At 43.2% G+C, this 22588-nt stretch carries 17 protein-coding genes and 1 riboswitch; of the genes, 7 read left to right on the forward strand and 10 right to left on the reverse strand.

Going from position 1 to position 22588, the window contains the following annotated elements:
• The first annotated feature begins 48 nt into the window (after positions 1–48).
• Entirely contained in the window at positions 49–1053 is a 1005-nt protein-coding gene (gene hcr, locus AB6N04_RS02695; protein ID WP_369310391.1) for an NADH oxidoreductase, read from the forward strand.
• 102 nt (positions 1054–1155) lie between these two features.
• Here hcr and AB6N04_RS02700 read toward each other — a convergent pair whose 3' ends face one another.
• On the reverse strand, positions 1156–1392 hold the full coding sequence (locus tag AB6N04_RS02700) for a HEAT repeat domain-containing protein (RefSeq protein ID WP_369310392.1): 237 nt from the start codon (positions 1390–1392) through the stop codon (positions 1156–1158).
• Positions 1393–1949: 557 nt separating this feature from the next.
• Positions 1950–2122: riboswitch (M-box (ykoK) riboswitch) on the forward strand.
• A gap of 74 nt (positions 2123–2196) precedes the next feature.
• Here AB6N04_RS02700 and AB6N04_RS02705 point away from each other — a divergent pair.
• On the forward strand, positions 2197–3267 hold the full coding sequence (locus AB6N04_RS02705; RefSeq protein WP_369310393.1) for a magnesium transporter: 1071 nt from the start codon (positions 2197–2199) through the stop codon (positions 3265–3267).
• Positions 3268–3299: 32 nt separating this feature from the next.
• Here the strand turns inward: AB6N04_RS02705 and AB6N04_RS02710 are convergent, their stop codons facing one another.
• Positions 3300–3833 carry a SprT family zinc-dependent metalloprotease gene (locus AB6N04_RS02710; protein ID WP_369310394.1) on the reverse strand — a complete coding sequence of 178 codons (534 nt, stop codon included), beginning with the start codon at positions 3831–3833 and terminating at the stop codon, positions 3300–3302.
• Positions 3834–3942: 109 nt separating this feature from the next.
• On the opposite strand from AB6N04_RS02710, the gene AB6N04_RS02715 reads away from it, so the two are divergent.
• Genes AB6N04_RS02715 through AB6N04_RS02725 form a run of 3 tightly spaced genes read left to right on the forward strand, consistent with a single transcriptional unit; the run spans position 3943 to position 5123 of the window.
• Entirely contained in the window at positions 3943–4269 is a 327-nt protein-coding gene (locus tag AB6N04_RS02715) for an ArsR/SmtB family transcription factor (RefSeq protein ID WP_369310395.1), read from the forward strand.
• Between the two features lies 1 nt (position 4270).
• Complete coding sequence (locus tag AB6N04_RS02720; RefSeq protein ID WP_369310396.1) at positions 4271–4708, forward strand: YeeE/YedE family protein; 438 nt, start codon at positions 4271–4273, stop codon at positions 4706–4708.
• A gap of 4 nt (positions 4709–4712) precedes the next feature.
• Positions 4713–5123: a DUF6691 family protein gene (locus tag AB6N04_RS02725; RefSeq protein WP_369310397.1), complete on the forward strand. Its 411-nt coding sequence runs from the start codon at positions 4713–4715 to the stop codon at positions 5121–5123.
• 57 nt (positions 5124–5180) lie between these two features.
• On the opposite strand, the gene metK is transcribed toward AB6N04_RS02725, so the two are convergent.
• Positions 5181–6332 carry a methionine adenosyltransferase gene (gene metK, locus AB6N04_RS02730; protein WP_369310398.1) on the reverse strand — a complete coding sequence of 384 codons (1152 nt, stop codon included), beginning with the start codon at positions 6330–6332 and terminating at the stop codon, positions 5181–5183.
• A 919-nt stretch (positions 6333–7251) separates the two neighbouring features.
• Here metK and speA point away from each other — a divergent pair.
• Entirely contained in the window at positions 7252–9156 is a 1905-nt protein-coding gene (gene speA / locus AB6N04_RS02735; RefSeq protein WP_369310399.1) for a biosynthetic arginine decarboxylase, read from the forward strand.
• Between the two features lie 450 nt (positions 9157–9606).
• Positions 9607–10527 (forward strand): agmatinase, encoded by a 921-nt coding sequence (gene speB / locus AB6N04_RS02740; protein ID WP_369310400.1) that lies wholly within the window; start codon positions 9607–9609, stop codon positions 10525–10527.
• A gap of 90 nt (positions 10528–10617) precedes the next feature.
• Here the strand turns inward: speB and AB6N04_RS02745 are convergent, their stop codons facing one another.
• The 7 genes from AB6N04_RS02745 to AB6N04_RS02775 all read right to left on the reverse strand — a co-directional run bounded on the left by AB6N04_RS02745 (position 10618) and on the right by AB6N04_RS02775 (position 22234).
• Complete coding sequence (locus AB6N04_RS02745; RefSeq protein ID WP_369310401.1) at positions 10618–13968, reverse strand: ImcF-related family protein; 3351 nt, start codon at positions 13966–13968, stop codon at positions 10618–10620.
• The gene (locus AB6N04_RS02750; RefSeq protein ID WP_369310402.1) at positions 13958–15094 is read right to left on the reverse strand and encodes a hypothetical protein; all 1137 of its coding nucleotides are present in this window, start codon (positions 15092–15094) and stop codon (positions 13958–13960) included. The genes AB6N04_RS02745 and AB6N04_RS02750 overlap by 11 nt, the downstream gene beginning before the upstream one ends.
• 3 nt (positions 15095–15097) lie before the next feature.
• Positions 15098–15364 carry a PAAR domain-containing protein gene (locus tag AB6N04_RS02755; protein ID WP_369310403.1) on the reverse strand — a complete coding sequence of 89 codons (267 nt, stop codon included), beginning with the start codon at positions 15362–15364 and terminating at the stop codon, positions 15098–15100.
• Between the two features lie 244 nt (positions 15365–15608).
• A complete protein-coding gene (locus AB6N04_RS02760; protein WP_369310404.1) occupies positions 15609–16523 on the reverse strand; it encodes a formylglycine-generating enzyme family protein in 915 nt (304 codons plus the stop codon).
• A gap of 2 nt (positions 16524–16525) precedes the next feature.
• Positions 16526–17416 carry a formylglycine-generating enzyme family protein gene (locus AB6N04_RS02765; protein WP_369310405.1) on the reverse strand — a complete coding sequence of 297 codons (891 nt, stop codon included), beginning with the start codon at positions 17414–17416 and terminating at the stop codon, positions 16526–16528.
• A 33-nt stretch (positions 17417–17449) separates the two neighbouring features.
• Entirely contained in the window at positions 17450–19708 is a 2259-nt protein-coding gene (locus AB6N04_RS02770) for a hypothetical protein (RefSeq protein WP_369310406.1), read from the reverse strand.
• 12 nt (positions 19709–19720) lie between these two features.
• The gene (locus tag AB6N04_RS02775; protein WP_369310407.1) at positions 19721–22234 is read right to left on the reverse strand and encodes a type VI secretion system Vgr family protein; all 2514 of its coding nucleotides are present in this window, start codon (positions 22232–22234) and stop codon (positions 19721–19723) included.
• Positions 22235–22588: the final 354 nt, after the last annotated feature.

Genomic DNA, 22588 nt, shown 5'->3' on the forward strand with positions numbered 1-22588 from the left:
TGTCAACAACCTCAAAGGGGCTGTAAGTCCCTTTAAAGGAGTTATGCGATGACAGTGCCAAGCAGTTTGTGTCCAAATAGAATGCAAATTCATTCGATAGTTCAAGAAACATCGGATGTTTGGACGATAAACTTAATCAATCACGATTTTTATATGTATTCGCCAGGTCAATACGCATTAGTGAGTATTAAAAATAGTGATGATGTTATGCGGGCTTACACTCTCTCATCATCACCCGGTCAAAGCCGTTATATTTCAATTACAGTTAGGCGATTAGAAGGCGGTGCGGGTTCTAACTGGTTAACTCGTGCAGTAAAACCTGGGGACTACCTTTGGTTATCTGAAGCGCAAGGTGAATTTACTTGTGCGAATATAAAAAGCCAACAATATCTAATGCTTGCAGCCGGCTGTGGTGTGACGCCGATTATGTCAATGACACGTTGGTTGATGGCGAATCAACCTGAAACACATGTAAAAGTGCTGTTTAATGTGCGAGACGACAAACAGGTGATTTTTGCGCAGGAGTGGCAACAACTCACCCGTACGTATCCGGAACGCTTACAATTATGCATTATGGCCGAAACACCGGATAATGGTGAGTTGGCTCAAGGTCGATTAACTGAAGAAAAACTGCAAACATTAGTCCCCGATATTGCTTCACGGGTGGTGATGACATGTGGCCCTGTTCCTTACATGAAAAATGCCCAACAATTTGCGGCTAATCTCGGCGTACCTGCCGAACATTTCTTTATGGAACGTTTTTCAACTGAACCTGAAGTGGTTGATAGCGAAGATGTGCTAACATTGAAAATTCGCCAACGTTTAACTGATTTTAAAGTACCGGTGGGAATTTCTTTATTATCTGCTTTAGAACAAAACAAACAGCCTGTTATTGCTGCATGCCGTGCAGGTGTTTGTGGAAGTTGTAAGACAAAAGTAATCGCGGGTAATTATACAACGACAAGCACTATGACATTAACTCCAGCAGAAATTGCTGAGGGATATGTTTTAGCTTGCAGTTGTCAATTACAAGGCGATACTGAAATCGCCTAATCAATAATTAGGAATAACATACAGCCTTTCTGAGAATTAATTAGGCTGTGTGTTATCGGAAAAGGATTTTAAAAATTAACTCACCCATAATAAGAGTTAAGTTTAATGTTCTACTTGCGGATTGTTTATAAAATGAACTGATAACTTACTTAATGTGTTAATTGCAGAAACAGCAACTTCTTTATTTGGGTCTTGGCATAAGTCTATGATCCGTATAATGGCATCATTATATTCGATCGTTGCTTTAAAATCGCCTAAAGCGGAGATCGCCGCGATTTTGATTTCATCATTTACGCGGTATGTTAGGCTTGTTAACATTCCAACAATTACTTTATCCATAATAAAATTTTCATGGTTAATAAACTTTTAGTTTATTCTAAGATAAATCCAGTAATATTTAATTCCGAATTAAAATAAAAAATAAAATGAATAAATTGCAAAAAGTGAAAACGGGATGTAATTTGGAATTAAATTTCAACATAAGTAAATTTCCCTACAATTGTGTTTTTTGTTTGTTTTTTATTTTTATAAAAAATTACAAAATATAATAGTTTTAGAGATTACCCGCACTCATTATGCGAGTTAATATTATATTTAATTATGCAATGGAAGATAAAAACATTTAAATGTATACCTGACTCAAAATTCGATAAATATATTGTTATATAACATTAATATTATTAACGATTATTCTAAATGCTATTTTATTATTCTGCATAATGAACAGTGATGCAGTTATTAATATGCACGTAATTTTACATTTAGTTACGTTTTGAATTTATATTTAAATAAAACTTAAATAGAACTTAAACGATGCGTTTTCAATGCGTAAAAAAACGTAGATATAGGGTGGTAATTAATTTCTCAGTGGGTATAATTCGCGCCGCATCCAAAGTGCAGTATCTCGTTAGGCGAGGCTCCTATACAAACATAGGTTACTGATCTGACGACGTCGAGAGACGCCCAAGATTAGGACAGGATATATCGACCGAAGGTATATCCCCATGTAACTTCCTGCTAAATACAGGATACGTTGTATAGTGCTAAAACCGAGACGAAGAGATAGCTTTCGCATTCTCTCATCTGGTTTCGCCCCTATGTGAGTACTGTTTGAGTAACCAACAGTAACTAGGGACTAAAAAAATGACATTCACTACCCAGAACAAAGCGGGAGCAGTTGCAATTGCTCAATCCGCGATGAAAGACGCACGTCTAAAAGGCCATAACACTCAACAAGCAAAAATTGATGACGCAACTGTCAGCGCGTATATGAGTCAATCATATTTGCCTGTTTCTGTAGCAGATTCAATTAGTTGTGTAAAACAAAATCTTATTGAGCATCTTGATGGCGAACAAATCCCCACCTATTTATTTGTTGTCGATAGTGACAATTATTTAAATGGTGTTCTTTCAGTTAAATCATTATTAGCATCTGCGGAAGATTTATTGGTGTCAGATATTATGCGCCACAACTATTTCTCCGTTGCGCCAGAACAGTCACGTCATGATGTTTGTGACCTGATTAATCACAGTGGGTTAGATATGATCCCAGTGGTGCAGTTTGGCAAGCTGATGGGGGTTTTGCGTCCGCAAGATATCGCAGAACTGATTGAAGATGAGAATACACTGGATGCGCAATTGCAAGGCGCAACCACACCACTTGATGAACCCTATTTAACCACAAGCCCTGTTACTTTATGGCGTAAACGTGTGGTTTGGTTATTAATGTTGTTTGTGGCAGAAGCGTACACAGGCACAGTATTAAAAGCATTTGAAGAACAGCTCGAAGCGGCAATCTCACTGGCATTCTTTATTCCACTGTTAATTGGAACAGGGGGCAACAGTGGAACGCAAATTACCTCAACCTTAGTCCGAGCGATGGCCTTAGGTGAGGTCAGCTTACGTAATTTAGGTACGGTGTTGAAGAAAGAGGTTTCAACCTCATTTTTAGTCGCCATTACTATCGGGGGGGCCGCCCTGATCCGTGCTTGGATGTTAGGTGTTGGCTATGAAGTGACTATCGTGGTGAGCTTAACTATCGTTGCCATCACCATGTGGAGCGCAATTGTTTCTTCAATTATTCCAATGGTTTTGAAGAAATTGAAAGTGGATCCTGCGGTTGTTTCTGCACCGTTTATCGCTACCTTCATTGATGGAACGGGGTTAATTATTTACTTTGAAATTGCTAAATTAGTGATGACGGAGTTCGCTTAAGTACACACCTCAAACGTGATGCGGCAGGAAAATCAATTTTCTGCCGCAGCATCAATCCATGTTCCTTGTTTCAAAATTTCCCCACATTGACGACACAAATATTGGTTTTCACCACGTATCACTTTATTGTGGCGGCGGATGGTTAATTGATGCACGGTTTGGCAAGCGCAGTGATAGGCAAATGTTTTACTTTTGACCGTTGAAACAGCAAAGTTGTGCGTACGTTTTGCATCAACCTCCAGCACCTGTTGCATCATCCATTTCCATTCCTTGCCATGGGGAGCTATCCCTTTGCGACCAAATACATGATAAACCAACAAATGTGCTAGCTCATGAGGAATGACCTCATCGATAAATCTCACTGTATTTTCAATGAGTAATGTCGGATTTAGACGAATTTCCCACTCTTTTAGGTAGGCACTACCCGCGGTAGTACCTCGTTGTTTATAGTTAACAACAGGTTCTGGAAACGTCTGTTCCAGCTTTTGTTCCGCTAGAGCCAGTTTTTCGCGTAAAACTTGCATAACTTGTTGTTGTAGGAAAATGGGGACTCGAATAATTTTCATAGACTAAGAATACGCGATGCAGGTACTCTCAAACAAGGAATAATTGACACTCATTATATTAAATAATATATTGTATTTATGTATAATATTGTGAACTATAAGTGAGTATATGAATAATCTCGCCTCTGAACAACAGCTGTTGGCTATGAAACAGGCTGCATCACAAACAGCATCCTTATTAAAAACACTAGGTAATCCAGATAGATTGATTTTATTGTGCCAATTGACACAAGGGGAAGCTTGCGTCAGTGATTTGGAACAGCAGCTTGGTATTCAACAACCGACACTCTCCCAGCAGCTTACCGTGTTGCGTAACGATGGGCTGGTGAAAACTCGCCGTGATGGCAAACGCATTTATTATGCGATTGCAGATGAAAAATTATTTACATTACTCAATACGTTATATCAACTTTACTGCCCTGTACAGGAGAAATAAGATGACCATTGATTGGCTAAATTTCACCCCCGGATCGGCAGCAATTGGCGGAATATTTATTGGTGTGGCGGCGGCAATTTTACTGATTTTTAACGGCCGAATTGCTGGAATTAGCGGCATTTTAGGGGGGATTCTAAAACCCACTAAAGGGGATACCGCGTGGAAGGTTGCATTTATTTTAGGCATTATTATTTCGCCAATTCTATTTGCGTGGTTGGCTTACACGCCAGAAGTCACAATTGCTGCGAGCACAGCGGTTTTGATCATTGCAGGTCTATTGGTTGGTTTCGGCACTCGCTTAGGGAGTGGTTGCACAAGTGGACACGGCATTTGTGGTATGGCACGTTTTTCCCGTCGCTCAATCGTGGCTGTGTTGATTTTTATGGTGGTTGCTTTTGCCACTGTCGCGATTTCTCATCATTTTGGGTTAGGGGGATAAACGGATGCCCATTCTTATTGCCTTAATTTCCGGTTTATTGTTTGGTTTGGGGCTGATTATTGCGGGAATGGGAAATCCTGCAAAAATTTTATCTTTCTTAGATATTACAGGAAATTGGGATCCTTCATTGTTGGTCACTATGGCAGTTGCAATGGTGATCAGTGGAATTTCCTATATCTTAGTTAAAAAGCGTCGTGTCAGTATGCTAAATTGCCCATTACAGATTCCAACTAATCAAAAAATAGACAAAAAGTTAGTCATAGGTAGTGCATTATTTGGACTAGGTTGGGGACTTGCCGGGATTTGTCCAGGGCCTGCTTTATTATTGACTGGGTTAGGGATCTCCCAAGGAATAATTTTTACACTGGCAATGGTTGCTGGAATGTCAATGTACCAATTTAGTCAGAAATCATAAGCAATAAAAAACCCATCTCAAGGACGGGTTTTTATATAATACAATGTATTAAATGTATTACAGACCAGCGGCGTCGCGTAAAGCTTCCGCTTTGTCAGTTTTTTCCCAAGGGAATTGGGGACGACCAAAATGACCGTAAGATGCCGTTTGCTGATAAATTGGGTGTAATAGGTCAAGCATATTAATCAACCCATAAGGGCGTAAATCAAAGAACTCACGCACTAATTGGATCAGCAGAGACTCGTCAACTTTGCCAGTACCAAAGGTTTCCACCATAATCGAGGTTGGCTCAGCAACACCAATGGCATAAGACACTTGGATTTCACAGCGATCAGCCAGACCCGCAGCAACAATATTTTTTGCCACATAGCGAGCTGCATATGCTGCAGAACGGTCAACTTTCGATGGATCTTTACCCGAGAACGCACCGCCACCATGGCGCGCCATGCCGCCGTAAGTATCAACGATAATTTTACGACCGGTTAAACCGCAGTCACCCATTGGCCCACCGATAACAAAACGCCCTGTTGGGTTAATAAAGTATTTAGTTTCTTTTGATAACCACTGCGCTGGCAGAACCGGTTTGATGATTTCTTCCATCACCGCTTCATGTAGCGCTTTTTGCTCAATATCTTCAGAATGCTGAGTAGATAAAACAACGGCATCAATACCAACAATCTTGTTGTTATCGTATTTGAATGTTACTTGGCTTTTAGCGTCTGGACGTAACCATGGCAATGCACCATTTTTACGTACTTCCGCTTGGCGTTGAACTAAACGATGTGCATAAGTGATTGGTGCAGGCATAAGCACATCAGTTTCATTGGTTGCATAACCAAACATCAGGCCTTGGTCGCCCGCACCCTGCTCTGAGGGGTCGGTACGATCAACACCTTGGTTGATATCCGGGGATTGTTTACCAATAGCGCTTAAAACAGCACAAGAATTGGCATCAAAGCCCATATCTGAGCTGGTGTAACCGATTTCGCGAACAGTCTTGCGTGTGATTTCTTCAATATCAACCCAAGCGCTGGTAGTGATTTCTCCCCCAACCATTACCATACCTGTTTTGACGTAGGTTTCGCAGGCAACGCGAGCTTTTGGGTCTTGTTCAAGAATAGCATCAAGCACTGCATCGGAGATTTGATCCGCAATTTTATCTGGATGCCCTTCTGATACAGACTCAGAAGTAAAGAGGTGTGTAGCCATGAGATAAATACCTTAAGAATTCGCAGAATTTATAGTTGGATGTTTTAACATCTAGACGGCTATTCTAGCCCTATGCGGTAAAAATTTCTACCTGTATTTATACAAAAAACGAATGGAGACAAAAATAGTCTTTCTCAGCTTAGGTAAAAGTCCTAATAACAGGTCATAAAGCATGCAAAGTCTCTGTAAATCATAAGAAAAAAGGCATTTTATCTTATTTGGCTTTTTCATGACTTCAGGCCTTATCGGCTCAACGAAAGCGTCTTTATGAGTCAATATTTGTTAGTGACCTTACGATGATTAATGCTAATACTTTCCAACAAGAATTATCGTGTTTAAAGTTTTATCTTAATTTAAGCATTTTGGTTTTGCTTTTTGAGCCCAATAGATGTATAAACTGCGACCGTAACGGATGGTTGTTTTTTCCCGTTATATACCAGTAGGGCAAAATAAAGCACCTACTATCTATCAGGAATGTTTATAACCTTTTGAATTTCAATAAAAACACAAGGTGATATAGCTTAAATCAACAGGTCAACCTGCCAAAATAGCGCTACAACATTGAAATTTGAAAGGGCTAAACAGTTATATTGGGGGTTAATGGGTAATGATCCATAATCTACTGAATAACAGTATCCAACCGTCATATGCGGATCGCCGCGTGACTTTGGCGTTTACTTTCCTGTCATTTTTTACTTCATCACGAAGTTACCGTCACATCTTTAATACACCTTCGAGGCTGAGTCATTAATTTGTCAGCTTAAGGTCGTATATTGTCACTGTTTAGAATTCTAAGCACTTTTTATTAAAATCTGAGTATTGCTGTTTCCCCAACATAACTGCTTGGCAGTGCTATGTCTTTATTAGCATGTAGCAGGAAGGAAAATGCGCCACTCACCCCTCCATACAGGAGTTTATTATGAATGATAATATCGCACGCAAAATGCATCAGACCTATAACATTGCGTATTGGGGCGGTAGTTACTATCAGGTGAATGAGCGCGGAAATGTCTGTGTTTGCCCAAACCCTGAAAACCCTGATACCTTTGTTGATTTAGCTGAATTAGTGAATCAGGTCAAAGAAGAGCAACAGCACTTGCGTTTACCCGCACTGTTCTGTTTTCCACAAATCTTACAGCATCGTCTGCGTTCAATTAATGCCGCATTTAGACGTGCGCGAGAGTCCTATGGCTATAAAGGCGACTACTTTTTGGTTTACCCCATTAAGGTTAATCAGCAGCGTCGTGTGATTGAGTCATTGGTCAATTCGGGAGAGCCATTAGGGCTCGAAGCGGGTTCTAAAGCAGAACTTATGGCGGTTTTAGCGAATGCAGGTCGTACTCGTACGGTTATTGTCTGCAATGGCTATAAAGACCGTGAGTATATTCGTTTAGCCTTAATTGGGGAAAAATTGGGTCACAAGGTTTACCTTGTGATCGAAAAAATGTCCGAAATTGAGATGGTGTTAAAAGAAGCGGAAAGCTTGAATGTGACACCACGTTTAGGTGTGCGCGCACGTTTGGCCTCTCAAGGTTCTGGCAAATGGCAAGCAAGTGGTGGTGAGAAATCAAAATTTGGTTTGGCGGCAACGCAGGTACTGCAATTGGTGGAAATTTTACGTAATGCGGATCGCTTAGATAGCCTGCAATTACTGCATTTCCATTTAGGCTCGCAAATGGCCAATATTCGCGATATTGCTACTGGTGTTCGTGAATCTGCCCGTTTCTATGTGGAATTACACCGCTTAGGCGTTAATATCCAATGTTTTGACGTGGGTGGTGGTTTGGGGGTTGACTATGAAGGAACGCGTTCTCAATCTGATTGTTCCGTTAACTATGGCTTGAACGAGTACGCAAATAACGTGATTTGGGCGATTGGGGATGCATGTGAAGAATTTGACCTTCCACACCCAACGGTGATCACTGAATCTGGTCGTGCATTAACCGCACACCATACGGTACTGGTCTCTAATGTTATCGGTGTTGAGCGCAACGAATTTACCAAAACGTCCCCCCCAGCCGAAGACGCACCGCGTTCGCTGGTATCGTTGTGGGAAACGTGGGAATCCATGCAGCATCAAGGGAATAGCCGTTCTCTGCGTGAATGGTTACATGACAGCCAGTTCGACTTGCAAGAGGCCCATACCCAGTACGCTCACGGGGTTCTTGATTTAACCCAGCGTGCATGGGCTGAGGAATTGTACCTCAATATTTGCCGTCGTATTCAGCAAGACTTAGATCCCAGCAACCGTGCTCACCGCCCGATTATCGATGAACTACAAGAGCGCATGGCAGATAAATTTTATGTGAATTTTTCATTATTCCAATCTCTGCCTGATTCATGGGGTATTGACCAAGTTTTCCCAGTATTACCGATTGAAGGCTTAGATAAACCGTTAGACCGCCGTGCAGTGCTATTGGATATCACTTGTGACTCCGACGGGATCATCGACCATTATGTCGACGGTGACGGTGTGGAAACTACCATGCCAATGCCAGCCTATGATCCTGAAAATCCGCCAATGATTGGCTTCTTTATGATAGGGGCTTACCAAGAAATCTTAGGCAACATGCACAACCTATTCGGTGACACCGCAGCAATTGATGTCTGGGTCGACAGCCAAGGTAATATTCGCTACCTGCAAAGTGAAGAGGGCGACTCAGTGGCAGATATGCTGCAATACGTCAAACTGGTGCCAGAAGTACTGTTAGACAGCTTTACGGAGCAAGTTAAAGGTACAGGTCTGAGTGAGCAGTTGCAAAAAGACTTTGTAGCAGAATTTGAAAATGGACTGTATGGTTATACTTATTTAGAAGACGAATAAATGCGCGTCATATTTCGCACTGTCGCGTTGTTGGCTGCATTTGCCAACCCTAGTCACATACTGGTAAATGCGCGTCATATTTCGCACTGTCGCGTTGTTGGCTGCATTCGCCAACCCTAGTCACATACTGGTGTATGCTCCTAGGGCTTGGCTCATTTTGCCGCCTAGCGACAGCACGAACTATTTAGCGCATTAAGGTATTAAAGAATTGAAGTATTAAAAGCATTAAGCGCGTTTTATTTTGTATTGTCGCGTTGTTGGCTGCACTCGGGTATCCGGATCACTGGCTAATATATGTCTTTCGGGTTCCCTCGTTTGCAGCCTAGTGTCAGCATGAACGATTTAGCGCACGAAGTTAGAGTATTGCTGATAATATTTTGATGCAAAAACGTGATTTGAACCGAATATTAAAAGGGCTTGCTAATGGGTAAGCTTATTTGAGGAACAAAAATGATTAATAGTACATTAGGCAATCAAGTTGATAATTCACTGGTTTCTAACGCATTTGGTTTTTTACGTTTCCCGTTGAACTTTCAACCATATAACTCAGACGCTGAGTGGGTTATTACGGGGGTGCCATTTGACATGGCAACCTCGGGTCGTGCTGGTAGTCGACATGGGCCTGCGGCAATTCGCCAAGTGTCTACTAACCTTGCATGGGAAAGCCATCGCTGGCCGTGGAACTTCAAGCTAACTGAACGTTTAAAGGTTGTCGATTGTGGCGATGTGGTGTTTGCTTTCGGTGATGCGCAAGACATGTGCGACAAACTACAAGCACACACCGAAAAACTGTTAGAGTCAGGCAAACGTTGCTTAACATTTGGGGGTGATCACTTTGTCACGCTGCCACTGTTACGTGCCCATGCAAAACATTTTGGCAAAATGGCCTTAGTACATTTTGATGCTCACACCGATACTTACGGTAACGGTAGTCAATATGATCACGGCACGATGTTCTACCATGCACCGAAAGAGGGGCTAATTGACCCAACACGTTCAGTACAAATTGGTATTCGTACTGAACATGATAGCGACAATGGCTTTACAGTATTAGATGCAGGTCAAGTGAATGATCGCGGTGTAGATGAGATGGTTGCCCAAATTAAAGATATCGTTGGGGATATGCCTGTATACCTAACTTTCGATATTGACTGCCTTGATCCTGCCTTCGCTCCAGGTACAGGAACTCCCGTTGTGGGCGGTTTAACCTCAGATCGTGCACTGAAATTACTGCGCGGTTTACAACCATTAAATATTGTCGGTATGGATTTAGTGGAAGTCGCACCTGCTTATGATCAGTCTGAAATCACGGCATTAGCTGCTGCGTCAATTGCTCTAGAAATGCTGTACATTCAAGCATCTAAAAATTAATTAGCCCTTATTGATGAAACAGAATCTGCACAGTGTAGGTTCTGTTTGTTTAGAAAATTAAACAATCCTTACCTTCAATTCTTATCCCCATTAATCCAAAAAGATTTTTTCCGGTAACACAAAATCGCGCAGTTTTAACAGCGCGAGGGGGCCTTCCCCCATCTCGGTACGCAACATAAAGGGCAGGGTATTGCCGTTTTTGGTTTGCCACGACAGGGTGTAACTGCTGGTGGTGCCAGCGTAAGGGGCGACTTGGGCACTTTCCAATAGGCGGATCACGCCCCACACCCCAGGGTGATCTGCCAGTAAACGCGTGCCGGACGTATTGCTCATCCAGCGCAGGGACGCACCCGATGCGATGGTGTCCCCCGGCCAGACAAACCGCTGCCATTCAGGGAACTGGTTGTCATAGGTCAGGGTTTGTTTATCAATCACCAGAACTGTTTGCATCACATCGCGGCTGGTGGATGGGCGAATTTCAAAGTACAGGCGCGCTTCCCCATTGGCGAAGGCCACATCCCCCAAATAACTCAAGGTGTCTAACGCCTTGAGGAACGCAGGGTTAAAACGCAGCCCTTGTGCGGTGGTGCTGTTGGCCACCCAGTGGTTACCTTCTTTGCGTAATACTCCTTGAAGGCGCGTTTCTAAAAAGCGTTGAATGCGACCGTCATCCGGGCGTAAATATTGCGCCATCAACGGCAGTGATACCTCGCTCTGGGTGTTTTTTAGGGGGTAACGACCACCAAATGCGGTGTTCCATTCGTTGACGATGGCATTTTGCCATTCGGCGTTGATCCCCTCAGCGGTGGGGGCCAGCAACTGCTCCCACGCTTGGGCCATCGGTTGGACTAACAGGGTTTCACCAAAGCCGCTCCACTCTTGCCCAAGGCTGGCGGCGATCAGGCTGCCGTAATCCCGGGTTTCAGATAAATCGACGGTTTTACCGGCGAAAATACTCTGGGCAAGGGCTTGGGACATGGCCTGCGGATCTGGGGCGTTGGCGATTTGTTGCAGCTTTAATCGCACACGAGTCACGCGGGTGAGGTAGGCTTGCAAACTGAGGTTATCGCTATTGTTACTGGCTTGCGGATCGGTCAAGTTTAATACGGGTCCAAAGGTGGCTTCTAAGGGGCCGCTAAACTCGGTTTTTTGGCTAATGACCGGCGTTTTATCTTTATTGAGCAATTCCTTGGTGGAGTTGATAAACGAATCGGTGAGTTTCTCTTGCTGACGTCCCGTTTTGCCTTGGTAAGCGAGGGTATTCATCAAGGCGATCATCGGCGATTGGCGCACGTCCCCCATTAGGGTTAACTGGTCGATGGCATCGGACAAGTTTTCGGTGTGACGCCATTGCAAACTGTTCATAAAGTTTAGCCAACTGCCTGCAAAATCGGCGAAATAGCGCTCGGTGAGGCGCAGTTTGAGTTGCTCAGGGGACATATCACGGTCGACGGGCTGTTGGTTATCGCTCAACACCCAGTCAATCTCCTCGCGGCGCGTGTCCGCGGCGCGGTTAATGGCGGGCTCAATGGTGGTTTCCCACGCACGGCGGGTAAACACTCCGGGGATAAATTCATCCGTGGTGAACAAGAAATGGGCATCGGTGTCCCCGGTCATGTCATCGAGTGTCATGTCCGCATAACTATTTTTGGCTTGCAGAAGGATTTTTTGATACAGAGCGGACTCGCCATTGCGCTGACCAATTTGGCGTACCAATAAATTACGGCTGCTGCTAACCAGCGAGCGGTTTGTGTTGATGGCCCACTCGGCGTGTTGCGGCAATTGGGTGGCATAAAAAGTCAACCCTTCACGGCCTAATGTCTGCCACTCACCGCTATTGACCCCCTCAATGGCGGTAAGGTTGTCTAACACGGTTCGAGTGAAAAATTCGGGCTCCATGCGCTCGGGGGTGCTCATCATTAAATAGGCTTTTAACAGAGCGTAGGTCGCGGGGGTGGCTTCGGCACGGGCCGGGCTATCAGGGGGAAGCTCGGCATACTGTTGCAATTTGGCTTCCAATTGCTGGCGCACGTTGTCGCGCAACAGGGGCAACATAGTCTGGGTGTAAGTGGGCCATAACTGGGCGAGTAGGGCATCATGTTGGTTTAAGCCAAAGCGCTGCCAAACGGGGATAAAAGTGGCGGCGTGGTGGTCGATTTTCCCTAACATTTGTTGGAAAGCGAACTGGGCATTCAGGCGTTCGGTCCCATTGCGTTGGCTATCAACGGCGGCAAACGCCAGTTGCTGGCTGTCATTAATCAATTGGCGATTGGCAAAATAGGATACCACCAACCCCACTCCCCACAAGGTCATGGCGGTGGCAACGGCATATTGCATCACGCGTTGCGGGTTGATGCCAAGGGGGGACGGTTGTAGCGCTGGCGCAATGTCGGCTTGGGCGGTGAGCAGGCTTTTCCAGCGGTTATCTTCTAACCATGTGTGGGGTAATAGGGTATTACTGGTTTGGGTTACTGGGGGGCTAAACGCCAGCCCTGCAAAGGGCAATCCGCGGATGCCAGAGGTTAGAGGGGCTAATCTTACGGCTAACGCTTCGCTGCCGTTATCACGTAAAAACTGCGCTAAAATTAGCCAATAAGTGTACGAACGATTGAGAAACAGGGCTTGGCTGCCGTGCCGAGAGAGTGCAGGAACCAGCTCACGTAGCGCAGGGGTGAGTTGCTCAGGTTGGGCGTGAGGTTCGGTTAAACACAACACCGCAGGAGCATCCGCAGCGCAAAGCTCGGGATTATCACTGACATTCCACACCCAAACAGGGGCTTGCCATTTTAGCGCTTTAAACAGCCCATAGATAAAGCGGCTGGCCATATCAGCGGTGGGGGCATTGAGGTGATTAAAGGTGAGCGTACTGTGCATCAATTGGTTAGTGACGGTGCTTTCGGTCACCCAAATCAGCGCATCCACAGGCCGACGACGGCGTAATTGTTTGAGCATCAAGGCGTTGTCTTCATTCACTGCGGCGGTGACATCACCACCATAAATCAACACGGTGCCATTGTTTTCCTGCCAGATTTCTTTAGATAACCGTGGTGCCAGTTTGTCAATGGCAGTGGGGGAGCCGATAAGTAGTTGGATAGAGACTTTTTTACGCCAAAAAAGGCCATGTTGGTTATGGAGGTATTCTTTTATAATATTGGCTTGCCCTGAATGTGCTAACTCAGTTACGCGTTTCTCTTGTTCCGGCTCATTGCGAGTATTATTCCGGTTTTGATTATAACGGCGTTTTTTGGATGACGTGATGTAATCGATAAACTTACAGATAAAGGTCACCAGTGCGATCGCTGCAATTATCGCTAGGGTTTTATGTTCTTTGCTATATAGGCTAATATTATCCCCATATTCCCAAATAAAGACCCCAAGTGATACACACAATAAAATAAATACGGTAGAGCGTAGAGGTAAATTCAATTGATTAAATTTCATTATTTAATACCGGGGTAACTGTGCTGAAAAATGTTCGATTGCCTTCGTTAGATACCATCAGAACAGGTTTATTTTGTTGGTTTGCGTATAAAGATGAAAGTGCTGCGACAAACCAAGGAGCATATTTGCCTGTTGGTCCTGAATAGAACTCAAGGTCAATGATTTTTTCGGGATAAATAAATGGAAAGTTCGATTCACTTTGATAAATTGCAGATGTAATATTTGAATCAATATTTCCAGAGGAAATCAACCGCACGGCTTGTTGCGCATCGGTTTGGATTTCATTAAACAATAGGATACTCGTTTTAATATCCTCATTAACTTCTAGTAGCATTGGCCTTTCTAGGTGACTTTCTTTACTTAATTGATATTTTTTTGCAATATCATCAGAGGTGATAATAAGAATTGCCAATAATTCTGACTGTGTGTTTTTTTCTTCTTTTTGTTCAATAATTAAAATTTCAACACTTTCTTTGTTATGTTTAATAATATTTTCGATTTTATCGAATGAAAGTGTATTTTCATTTTGATAACTCCCTATTTCTTTAGATTTAAATAACGTCTGCCAAATTTGAGGTATATCACGATCTTTTGGCATTCTGTCAGATAAATAAGTTAAATTAATAGGTAGTGTATCAGGTAATAAACTGATGGTTTCTTTGACACTCCGAAGTAAATAATATGGTGGCGGATTATCCTTAGGGAGGTAATCAATTTTTTGAGTAAGATTAAAACGAGATGTATGTTGTTTACTATGTCGTAAAATATAATTTAAGGTAATTTTATCGGGTAGTAATAAAGTGCTATCGAGTATACACACTGAGCGCCTTCCCCATTCAGTCCATTGCCAATCGTTGTGTTTTTTTTCTTCTTTAAGGTAAAGGTAGAACCGGTAATCACGGATATAAGTAAAAAAAAGAATGGTCATGGAAATGATAACAATAATAAAAGGGAGTACTGCTGGAATAATTTTAATTGCTTGGGTATCTTTATTATTCAGGTTATCTGTAATATACAGTATATAAGCTGGGATCATAATAGACGCAATTAACATGGCTAGCCATTTAATCAATGATGGAGCAGGTGGCTTATCAACTTGTAAGATGGTATTTTTAGACCAAACCATAAATTACCCCGTAATAAAATCGGATGTGCTAGCAATTAAGGTACAACCGCATTCGGTATGGCTACCGGTAACGGCAAGGGGAATGCCATTGCAGGTTATAGTCGGGTCACCCTCAATAATTTTATTCACACCATGCCCTTTTTTGGGACAACTGACTAAATCGCCAACTTTAGCCGCATTTATTCCATTAATAATAAACTCAGAGGTTGCACTAATAACGGTACCACCATGGGTGGTTTTATCACCTAATACAATAATAGATTTAGCCATGATATTTTTTTAAATTCCAAAAAATGATGTTTGATATTTAATGTAAAATTAATATTTAAAAATAGATTAATTTATATTTTTATACTGTTGCTAATTGTACAAAGTGTATTTGGCTCTATAAAGTTGTGTTAATAGGCTATTTCAATTATGCAGTGTTAATGCGTCAGTAATTGATAACAACCCATTAATAGCTCGAGCCCCATCAGCCAAATAGCACTGTGTATTTTATTCAATAATCGCATAGTTATTTCATTATGGGTTGGACAGGGGTTGAGGATTGCACAGCACAGCGGAAGCCGAGAGTAGGAATATTTCCGTTAATAAGAGGTCGGGGAGCTCTAATAATGGTTAAGGTTTCGCGGATAGCACTGCTGACTGAGCCACGAGCCACTTTTTCTGTGCCCTGTTTAGGGCCTTGAGGGTTTTTAGATGGGGAATGTTCATAATAATCCGCAGCATACCAGTCATTGGTCCAGTCTAGACCATTACCCATCATATCGTACAGACCTAATGGGGTGGGAGGGTAACTGCCAACGGGATAAAAACCGGCTGCAAATAATGCTTCCCCACTATTGCTAGGATTTTCACTGCTAATTTTATTATAAGTGCCATCTTTTGAAGCAAATAAAATAAATTGGCCTCGGTTACGGGCAGCATATTCCCACTGGGCTTCAGTGGGTAAATCGATAGGCAGTCTCGTTTGTTGGCCTAACCAAAGGCAATAATCTTTGGCGTCTTGCCAATCTGCGGAGGCAGGATAATTATCTTGGGTGGAGGCTTGCCAATCTTTTAATCTATCTCGGGTTTTCAGCTTTTGATATTTTTCAGTCAGTGGCTGAGCGGTTAATTCACGCCATAAATTAAACTGTCCCCAAGTTACACGGTATTTGGATAAACTAAAGCTGTCTAAGGTAACGTTATGGACAAATTTATTGTCTTTATCTATAGAATACGGCAGGGTGGATTTACCGTCATGACCGCTGCCAAAATCCCCCATTAAAAAGGTACTCCCCTCGATAAATACCATATGGTTTAGCGAATCATTGAGTAGTTGCTGTTTTTGCTTTTCTTGCTCAGCGGTCAGTGGTTGATCACAACCCGTTAATAGCCCGAGCCCCGCTAGTAAAATAGTGCAGTGTGTTTTATTCAATAATCGCATGGTTATTTCGTTATGGGTTGGACAGGGGTTGGGGATTGCACAGCACAGCGGAAGCCGAGGCCAGGAATATTCCTATTTGTTAATGGGGTAGGATAACGATTCATAGTTAGATTTTTTAGATAAAAAGAGCCATCCGCTCCTCGAGTAACTTTTTCCTTACCTTGTTCAGGTCCTTGGGGGTTTTTTACGGGGGAATGTTCATAATAATCGGCGGCATACCAATCATTCATCCAATCAAACCCCACCGCCATCATATCGTAAAGGCCTAAAGGTGTTGGTGGGTAAACCCCTACCGGGGCAAAGTCGGTGGCAAATAAGGCTTCTCCTCCTTGGCTACCATCATTATAAGTGCCATCTTTTGAGGCAAATAAAATAAATTGGCCTCGGTTACGGGCAGCATATTCCCACTGGGCTTCAGTGGGTAAATCGATAGGCAGTCCCGTTTGTTGGCCTAACCAAAGGCAATAATCTTTGGCGTCTTGCCAATCTGCGGAGGCAGGATAATTATCTTGGGTGGAGGCTTGCCAATCTTTTAATCTATCTCGGGTTTTCAGCTTTTGATATTTTTCAGTCAGTGGCTGAGCGGTTAATTCACGCCATAAATTAAATTGTCCCCAAGTTACACGGTATTTGGATAAACTAAAGCTGTCTAAGGTAACGTTATGGACAAATTTATTGTCTTTATCTATAGAATACGGCAGGGTGGATTTACCATCATGACCGCTACCAAAGTCCCCCATTAAAAAGGTGCCTCCCTCGATAAATACCATATTGTTTAGCGAATCATTGAGTAGTTGCTGTTTTTGCTTTTCTTGCTCAGCGGTCAGTGGTTGATCACAACCCGTGGTCACTAGTACTGCACTTAATAAAAGATAGAATGATTTATAATTCATGAAAACCTCAATGTTATTGGTGTGATTGATGGGTTATTTGCTAAAAAATATTTCTGACTGGCTTTCAACCATCGCAGCAGTAATAAATTCTTGATAGGGCTCATTGGCATAAATATGGGCTAATGTGTCATCAGGTAAGCACTGCTCTATTTTGCTAAAAATATCGGCGTAATGGCTGGGGTTAATCATCGGTGTTGGGATCAATACCCCATACTTTTTGCCTAACGCATGATTAGGTATAGGCTTCACCTCTTCCCCCATCAACATAAATTCAGCAATACGTAATTTATTTTCAGTAATGCTCTTTTTGGTTTCGGAGGGGATTAAGCTGGCGTGTTGCAAAATATTGTCAAAATCCCGCCTTGACTGTGCCCAGCGTAGTATATGCAAGATGGCGCGCTTGCGTTGGCTAAACACGGCCATTGCTTCACCACTGGCTTGTGCGTGGCTTGCAGGGCTAAAATAGTCATCCCAAAAATTATGTTCGAGTAAAGAGGCAATAGCGGCACCTTTGGTTTCTGGTGGGCAATATTTTAAAAACTCACCTCTAGTTTTGACGATAGTCTCCATCAAATTCACTCGCTTATTCTTATTTTCCCACGAGAGTTCCAATTCATCTCTTATACTTTGAAGATTTATATAGGCAATGTTGACTAACTCCATACCAATTAATAAGGGTAACGAGCAAATGGCATAAAAGTCTTTTGGCTCCATCATGGCAACTAGTTTTTGATAATCCATATTTTTTAGCATATAGCCAAAACACGGCATAAAATCCTTCATAATTTTATCTGTATTGATTTCAAAAGAGGTACTGCCTTTGGCGCCAGCCCCCCAACATAACCCCCCTTGAACGGTAATGAGGATTTTGCCGTTATAATACGTAAAGGCTAATGTCCCTGATGCCCCAGCGCCGAGCATGCCTTCAATGCCTGCACTTAGCTCGCCTAAGGGCGCAAAACCGTCGTTTTCTGCGGTACTTTTTTCAGGATTACGCCAAAGCAGTTCGCCAGACATTTTTGCCCCTACTTTGATCCCTGCGAAAACTTCCCCTTGACCAACAATACCGAGATCATTGGCTTGCTTTGTGATATCAATCCCTTTGATTTCATTAAGATCTTTGGGGTCATCAACTGCGGTTTTTGACGGTATTCCCATAATGCCATGTTGCGAAATATTGACACTACCCTGTAGCCCAACACTGGCACCTACATGGCCGCTGAGGGACAGAACAAGGTCAAAGCGTAATGCGCCCATTAATGCGAGCTCATTAGTGTCTCGTTTCGGGTAGCGAATTTGAATACCTTGGCGGCAAGGCAAATGCACTTTCCCTTGTGTTTTGGCTTCCGCTAAGGCTAAGTTAGTGTACAGCGCAACTTTGGCACTGGCTTTGGGGTTGGAGGCGTCACCAAGATTGCCTTTGGTTAATTCGAAATCACCATTTACACCAAAGCTAAAACGCATTAATTGGGCTTTTTTATCAAAAGAGGCGTATTTACCGCGATAAGGTGGGGTTTCATTTAAGCTTTTATTGATGTTTTCAGCCCAGTGATATAAGCCACTGACCCAGTTATCATCATCTTTATAATCTTCAAAGATACTGCGATTTTCATTGTCAATTTCAAAGAGTTTGTATTTTAACGTTGGCGCAATTTCAGATAGCTGTCTTTTTAGTTCTTGTGTATCAATTTTTTTAACGGTGATCTCTTCATTTGTTTCACTGTTTTTAACTGTTTCGGTTTTTACTAGTGTGCTGGTTTCGCTTTTAATACCCTCTGTGCCTAACTTATGGATAATATGGCGCTCGCCGAGTTTGTTTGAGCGAATATAGCTGTATTTGTATTCTCTGCCTTTTTTTAACCGGATTAATTCCAAAATACTGTTGTCGAAACTGATTGAATTTGATTCCAAAGAGGTGATTGGAACTTCTTCACCTTGCGCGTTTTCTGGGATCGCGCTAAGTTCTTTAATGACAGTATTAAGTTCTTCAGAGGCCACATCATAGTCTTGGTATAGCGCTAACAGTTCTTGTTGATAATTCTGAGGGTTTCTTTCCCTTAGCGTCAGAGGGTATTTATCATTGAGCTCATCAATTTTAAACTGTAGCACGCGCTTTTTGATGACGAGGTCGCAAAGGTATTGGCTTTCCCTTTCGAGTTCATCATCGGGCACTTCAATCAGTTCATGGGTATTCGGGTGGTAGTACAAGACAGGTCCACAGGTTGAAAATGCATCCGTGCTGCCAGTTCCGCAATTGGTTTTTGATGAGGTTTGGTTTTTGGAATTTGACATAACTCGGCCTTTTTAACGGTGGATTTTTATCGAGATTTTTTGTGGGGTTGGTGTATAAATTTCTACCGTTTTTCCATTTTTATCTGATTTCCCTTCATAAATTTCACCATCTTCCGTTATTAGGGTGTAAAGTGTTTCTGCAAGTATTTCATTGGTGATTTCATCTTTTAGCGTAAACTGTTCACGGAAACCGGTTGGAATGGCCTGTGAGGGTAGCTGCAAATTAGCAGGTCCCATTTTTTGGACACTTGTAGTTTTTAAAATGACATTGTTCGGTGTGCCGACTTCGATATTCCCGTCGGCGATTTTGATATAGGCCCCACCACAGCTTAAGATAATTTCTTTTTTGGCACTGATATGAATGGCATCTTCCAGCGATTCAACGGTGATGTTTTTTTTCGCCAACAGGGACATACTATCGTTTTGTGCTTCAACTTTGATATCACCGTGTTTTGCCATCACATTAACGCCTTTGGTTTGGGCAAATAAGTTGGCTGAATGTCTCGCATTGAAGGTCAGGTGCTGATTGGCACTTAGGTTAATATGTTGATTCGCCGTTAACGCAATACTCTCTTCCCCTGAGCCTATATGTAATGCTTTAGGCGAAAAGACCCCAATGCCTGCGGGCGCATGGACAAGTATGGCGGGATCAGTGAGGCCTTTAATCTGCTGCTTAAGGCTATCTTGTGAAGCCAAATCACTGGTATCTGCACCACTGGTCTCTGCTGATTTAGATAAACTTCGTGCAATCGCCAGTGCTTGCTCCAGTTGGGCAATCGCTTCTTCCATCGCCAACACATCACCGCCAGCTTTTTCTTGCTTATCGGTGGAGATAAACAACCCTTTACCTGCTCTTATTGCCCCCCAACTGTCGGTGCGTAATTCAAAACCATCGCCGCGTTTTTTCCGTTCACTGTCTACCAAATGCCCCAAATTGAGCTGGGTTTTACCGCCGTATTCGGTGCTGATTTTAATGTGTTCTTCCCCGCGCAGGTCTTCCATGCGCAGTTTGTTATTTGCCGGGGTGCGTATCACATTGCGGGTCCGATTGCGCTCGGTGATATGGTCAGGGTGAGACGAATCGTGCAGGGCATGGGCGATATACGGTCTGTCGGGGTCGCCTTCGTGGAAGGCAATCGCCACTTCCGTGCCTTGAATTAACGGAAAATGCATGCCATACGTGTCCCCTGCGTAGGGTTTGGCAAGACGTACAGGCATACTTTCAAACCCTTGAGGTTTGGCATCGCGGTCGGCATCAAATTTGACCCAATAGTAGCCATGTTCGTTTTGGTTGGCATAAATATCATTGTTTATTGGGCTGGTGACACGGGCCATCAAGGTACCGGAAATCACTGGGCGTGGTTTGAGCTCAGGACGCCAACAGATGGATTCGGTGTACGGCACGGCATCAAATGTCACGATTAACGCATTGGCGCGGCTGGCGGCAAAGTGCAAGCGGGTTAGCAGCACTGGGGATTGAAAAATGGAGGGCAGGGTAGATATTGGCGAGTCATCAGTGATTTTTAGCACCATTAACGGCACCACATCGGGTGCGGTGGTTTTTCCGTTCAGTAAGGTTTGGCGAGCGAGAAAGCGCTCGTGGTCTAATCGCGCCCAAAAGTTAGCGGTTTCCGGCTCAGGTTGAATTTTGTCGCCGCGAGTGAGGTGGCGTGCCTTGTAATGGTAGACATCACCGTAACTGAGCGTTTCATACTCCCCGTAGCTTCTATCCGCCACCGCTGAAATCATAGTGTCTTCAGCCAGCAGGGGGTTATAGTCCTTGGTAAAGACACTGCTTTCAACCACTTGGTGACGTAATGCCAAGCCCCACACGCTGTCGGCATGGTTATCACTGAGCCCCGATGGGCTGTTTAATGGCAAGGATTTACCATAAATATACCCGCGCTGACTGTCGGTAAAGTTAATCACCTCAGTTTGGGTATCTACTTGCAGGGTAAAGTGGTAAAAAATCCCCACTTCACTGAGTAAACGCTCAATAAACTGCTTATCACTTTCATTGATTTGGTTGATTTGCAGGCGTTTGGGGTATTTTTTTTGTAGAGTAAACTCAAACTGCCAACCTTTAAAATCGTGTTCACGCAGAATTTGCTCCACGACTTGAGGCACCGATTGGTTGATAAAAAAGCGGTGGGTGCGAATTTGGTGGCGCAATAGGGCAAAAAACGGCTCGATAACCAGTTGGTAACGCGCTTCGTCGGCGGAGCCAGATAATCGCTGGAAATCGGTGACGGTCCCGTGCACGCGTTTGGTTACGGTGCGCGTCGGGACGCCTAAAACGGTGGTGGCGGGGGCGTTAAAGGTCAATGTGGCATTGCGGCGCAGCAGTTGCTGGGGTTGCAGGTCTTTATCAGTGCAGGTAAAGGTGATTTGGTAGCGGTAGGTGTCACTAACGGCTTCATCCCCTGAAAAATGTTCCACATCCAACAGGCCTTGATAGCCTTGAACATCAAGTTGGTAGCGGTTTTGCCCGGGTAAGAGGGCGTTTGCGGTCTCGATTAAACGCATGTTTGGCTCCATCAATTCGGTTGTTCTTTAAGTACGCTACCGCCCATCACCATTCGCTTAGGTGCATTAGCATTCGTTTTATTTGCTTCTTATGCTTATTTTAAATGGTTAATTGTGCAACTATACAAACTTAACGTGTAATAATTTGGTTTAGAGTAAACTTTTTACTTATACTGTCATTTTTCTATCAAATCAACTTTTCTTATTAATGGTTAGAGTGTTGAATTTTGAGTCTTTTTTGATAAAAATAGATACCTTTGCTTTATTTTGTTATTTATCAATTGCTTATGTTTATTTTTTAAAGGTTTTAATAACAGGTTCAAGTAAAGTTATTAGTTTGTAACATTATATTTC

It is taken from the genome of Providencia rettgeri, from assembly GCF_041075285.1.
GTDB classification, from domain to species: domain Bacteria; phylum Pseudomonadota; class Gammaproteobacteria; order Enterobacterales; family Enterobacteriaceae; genus Providencia; species Providencia rettgeri_G.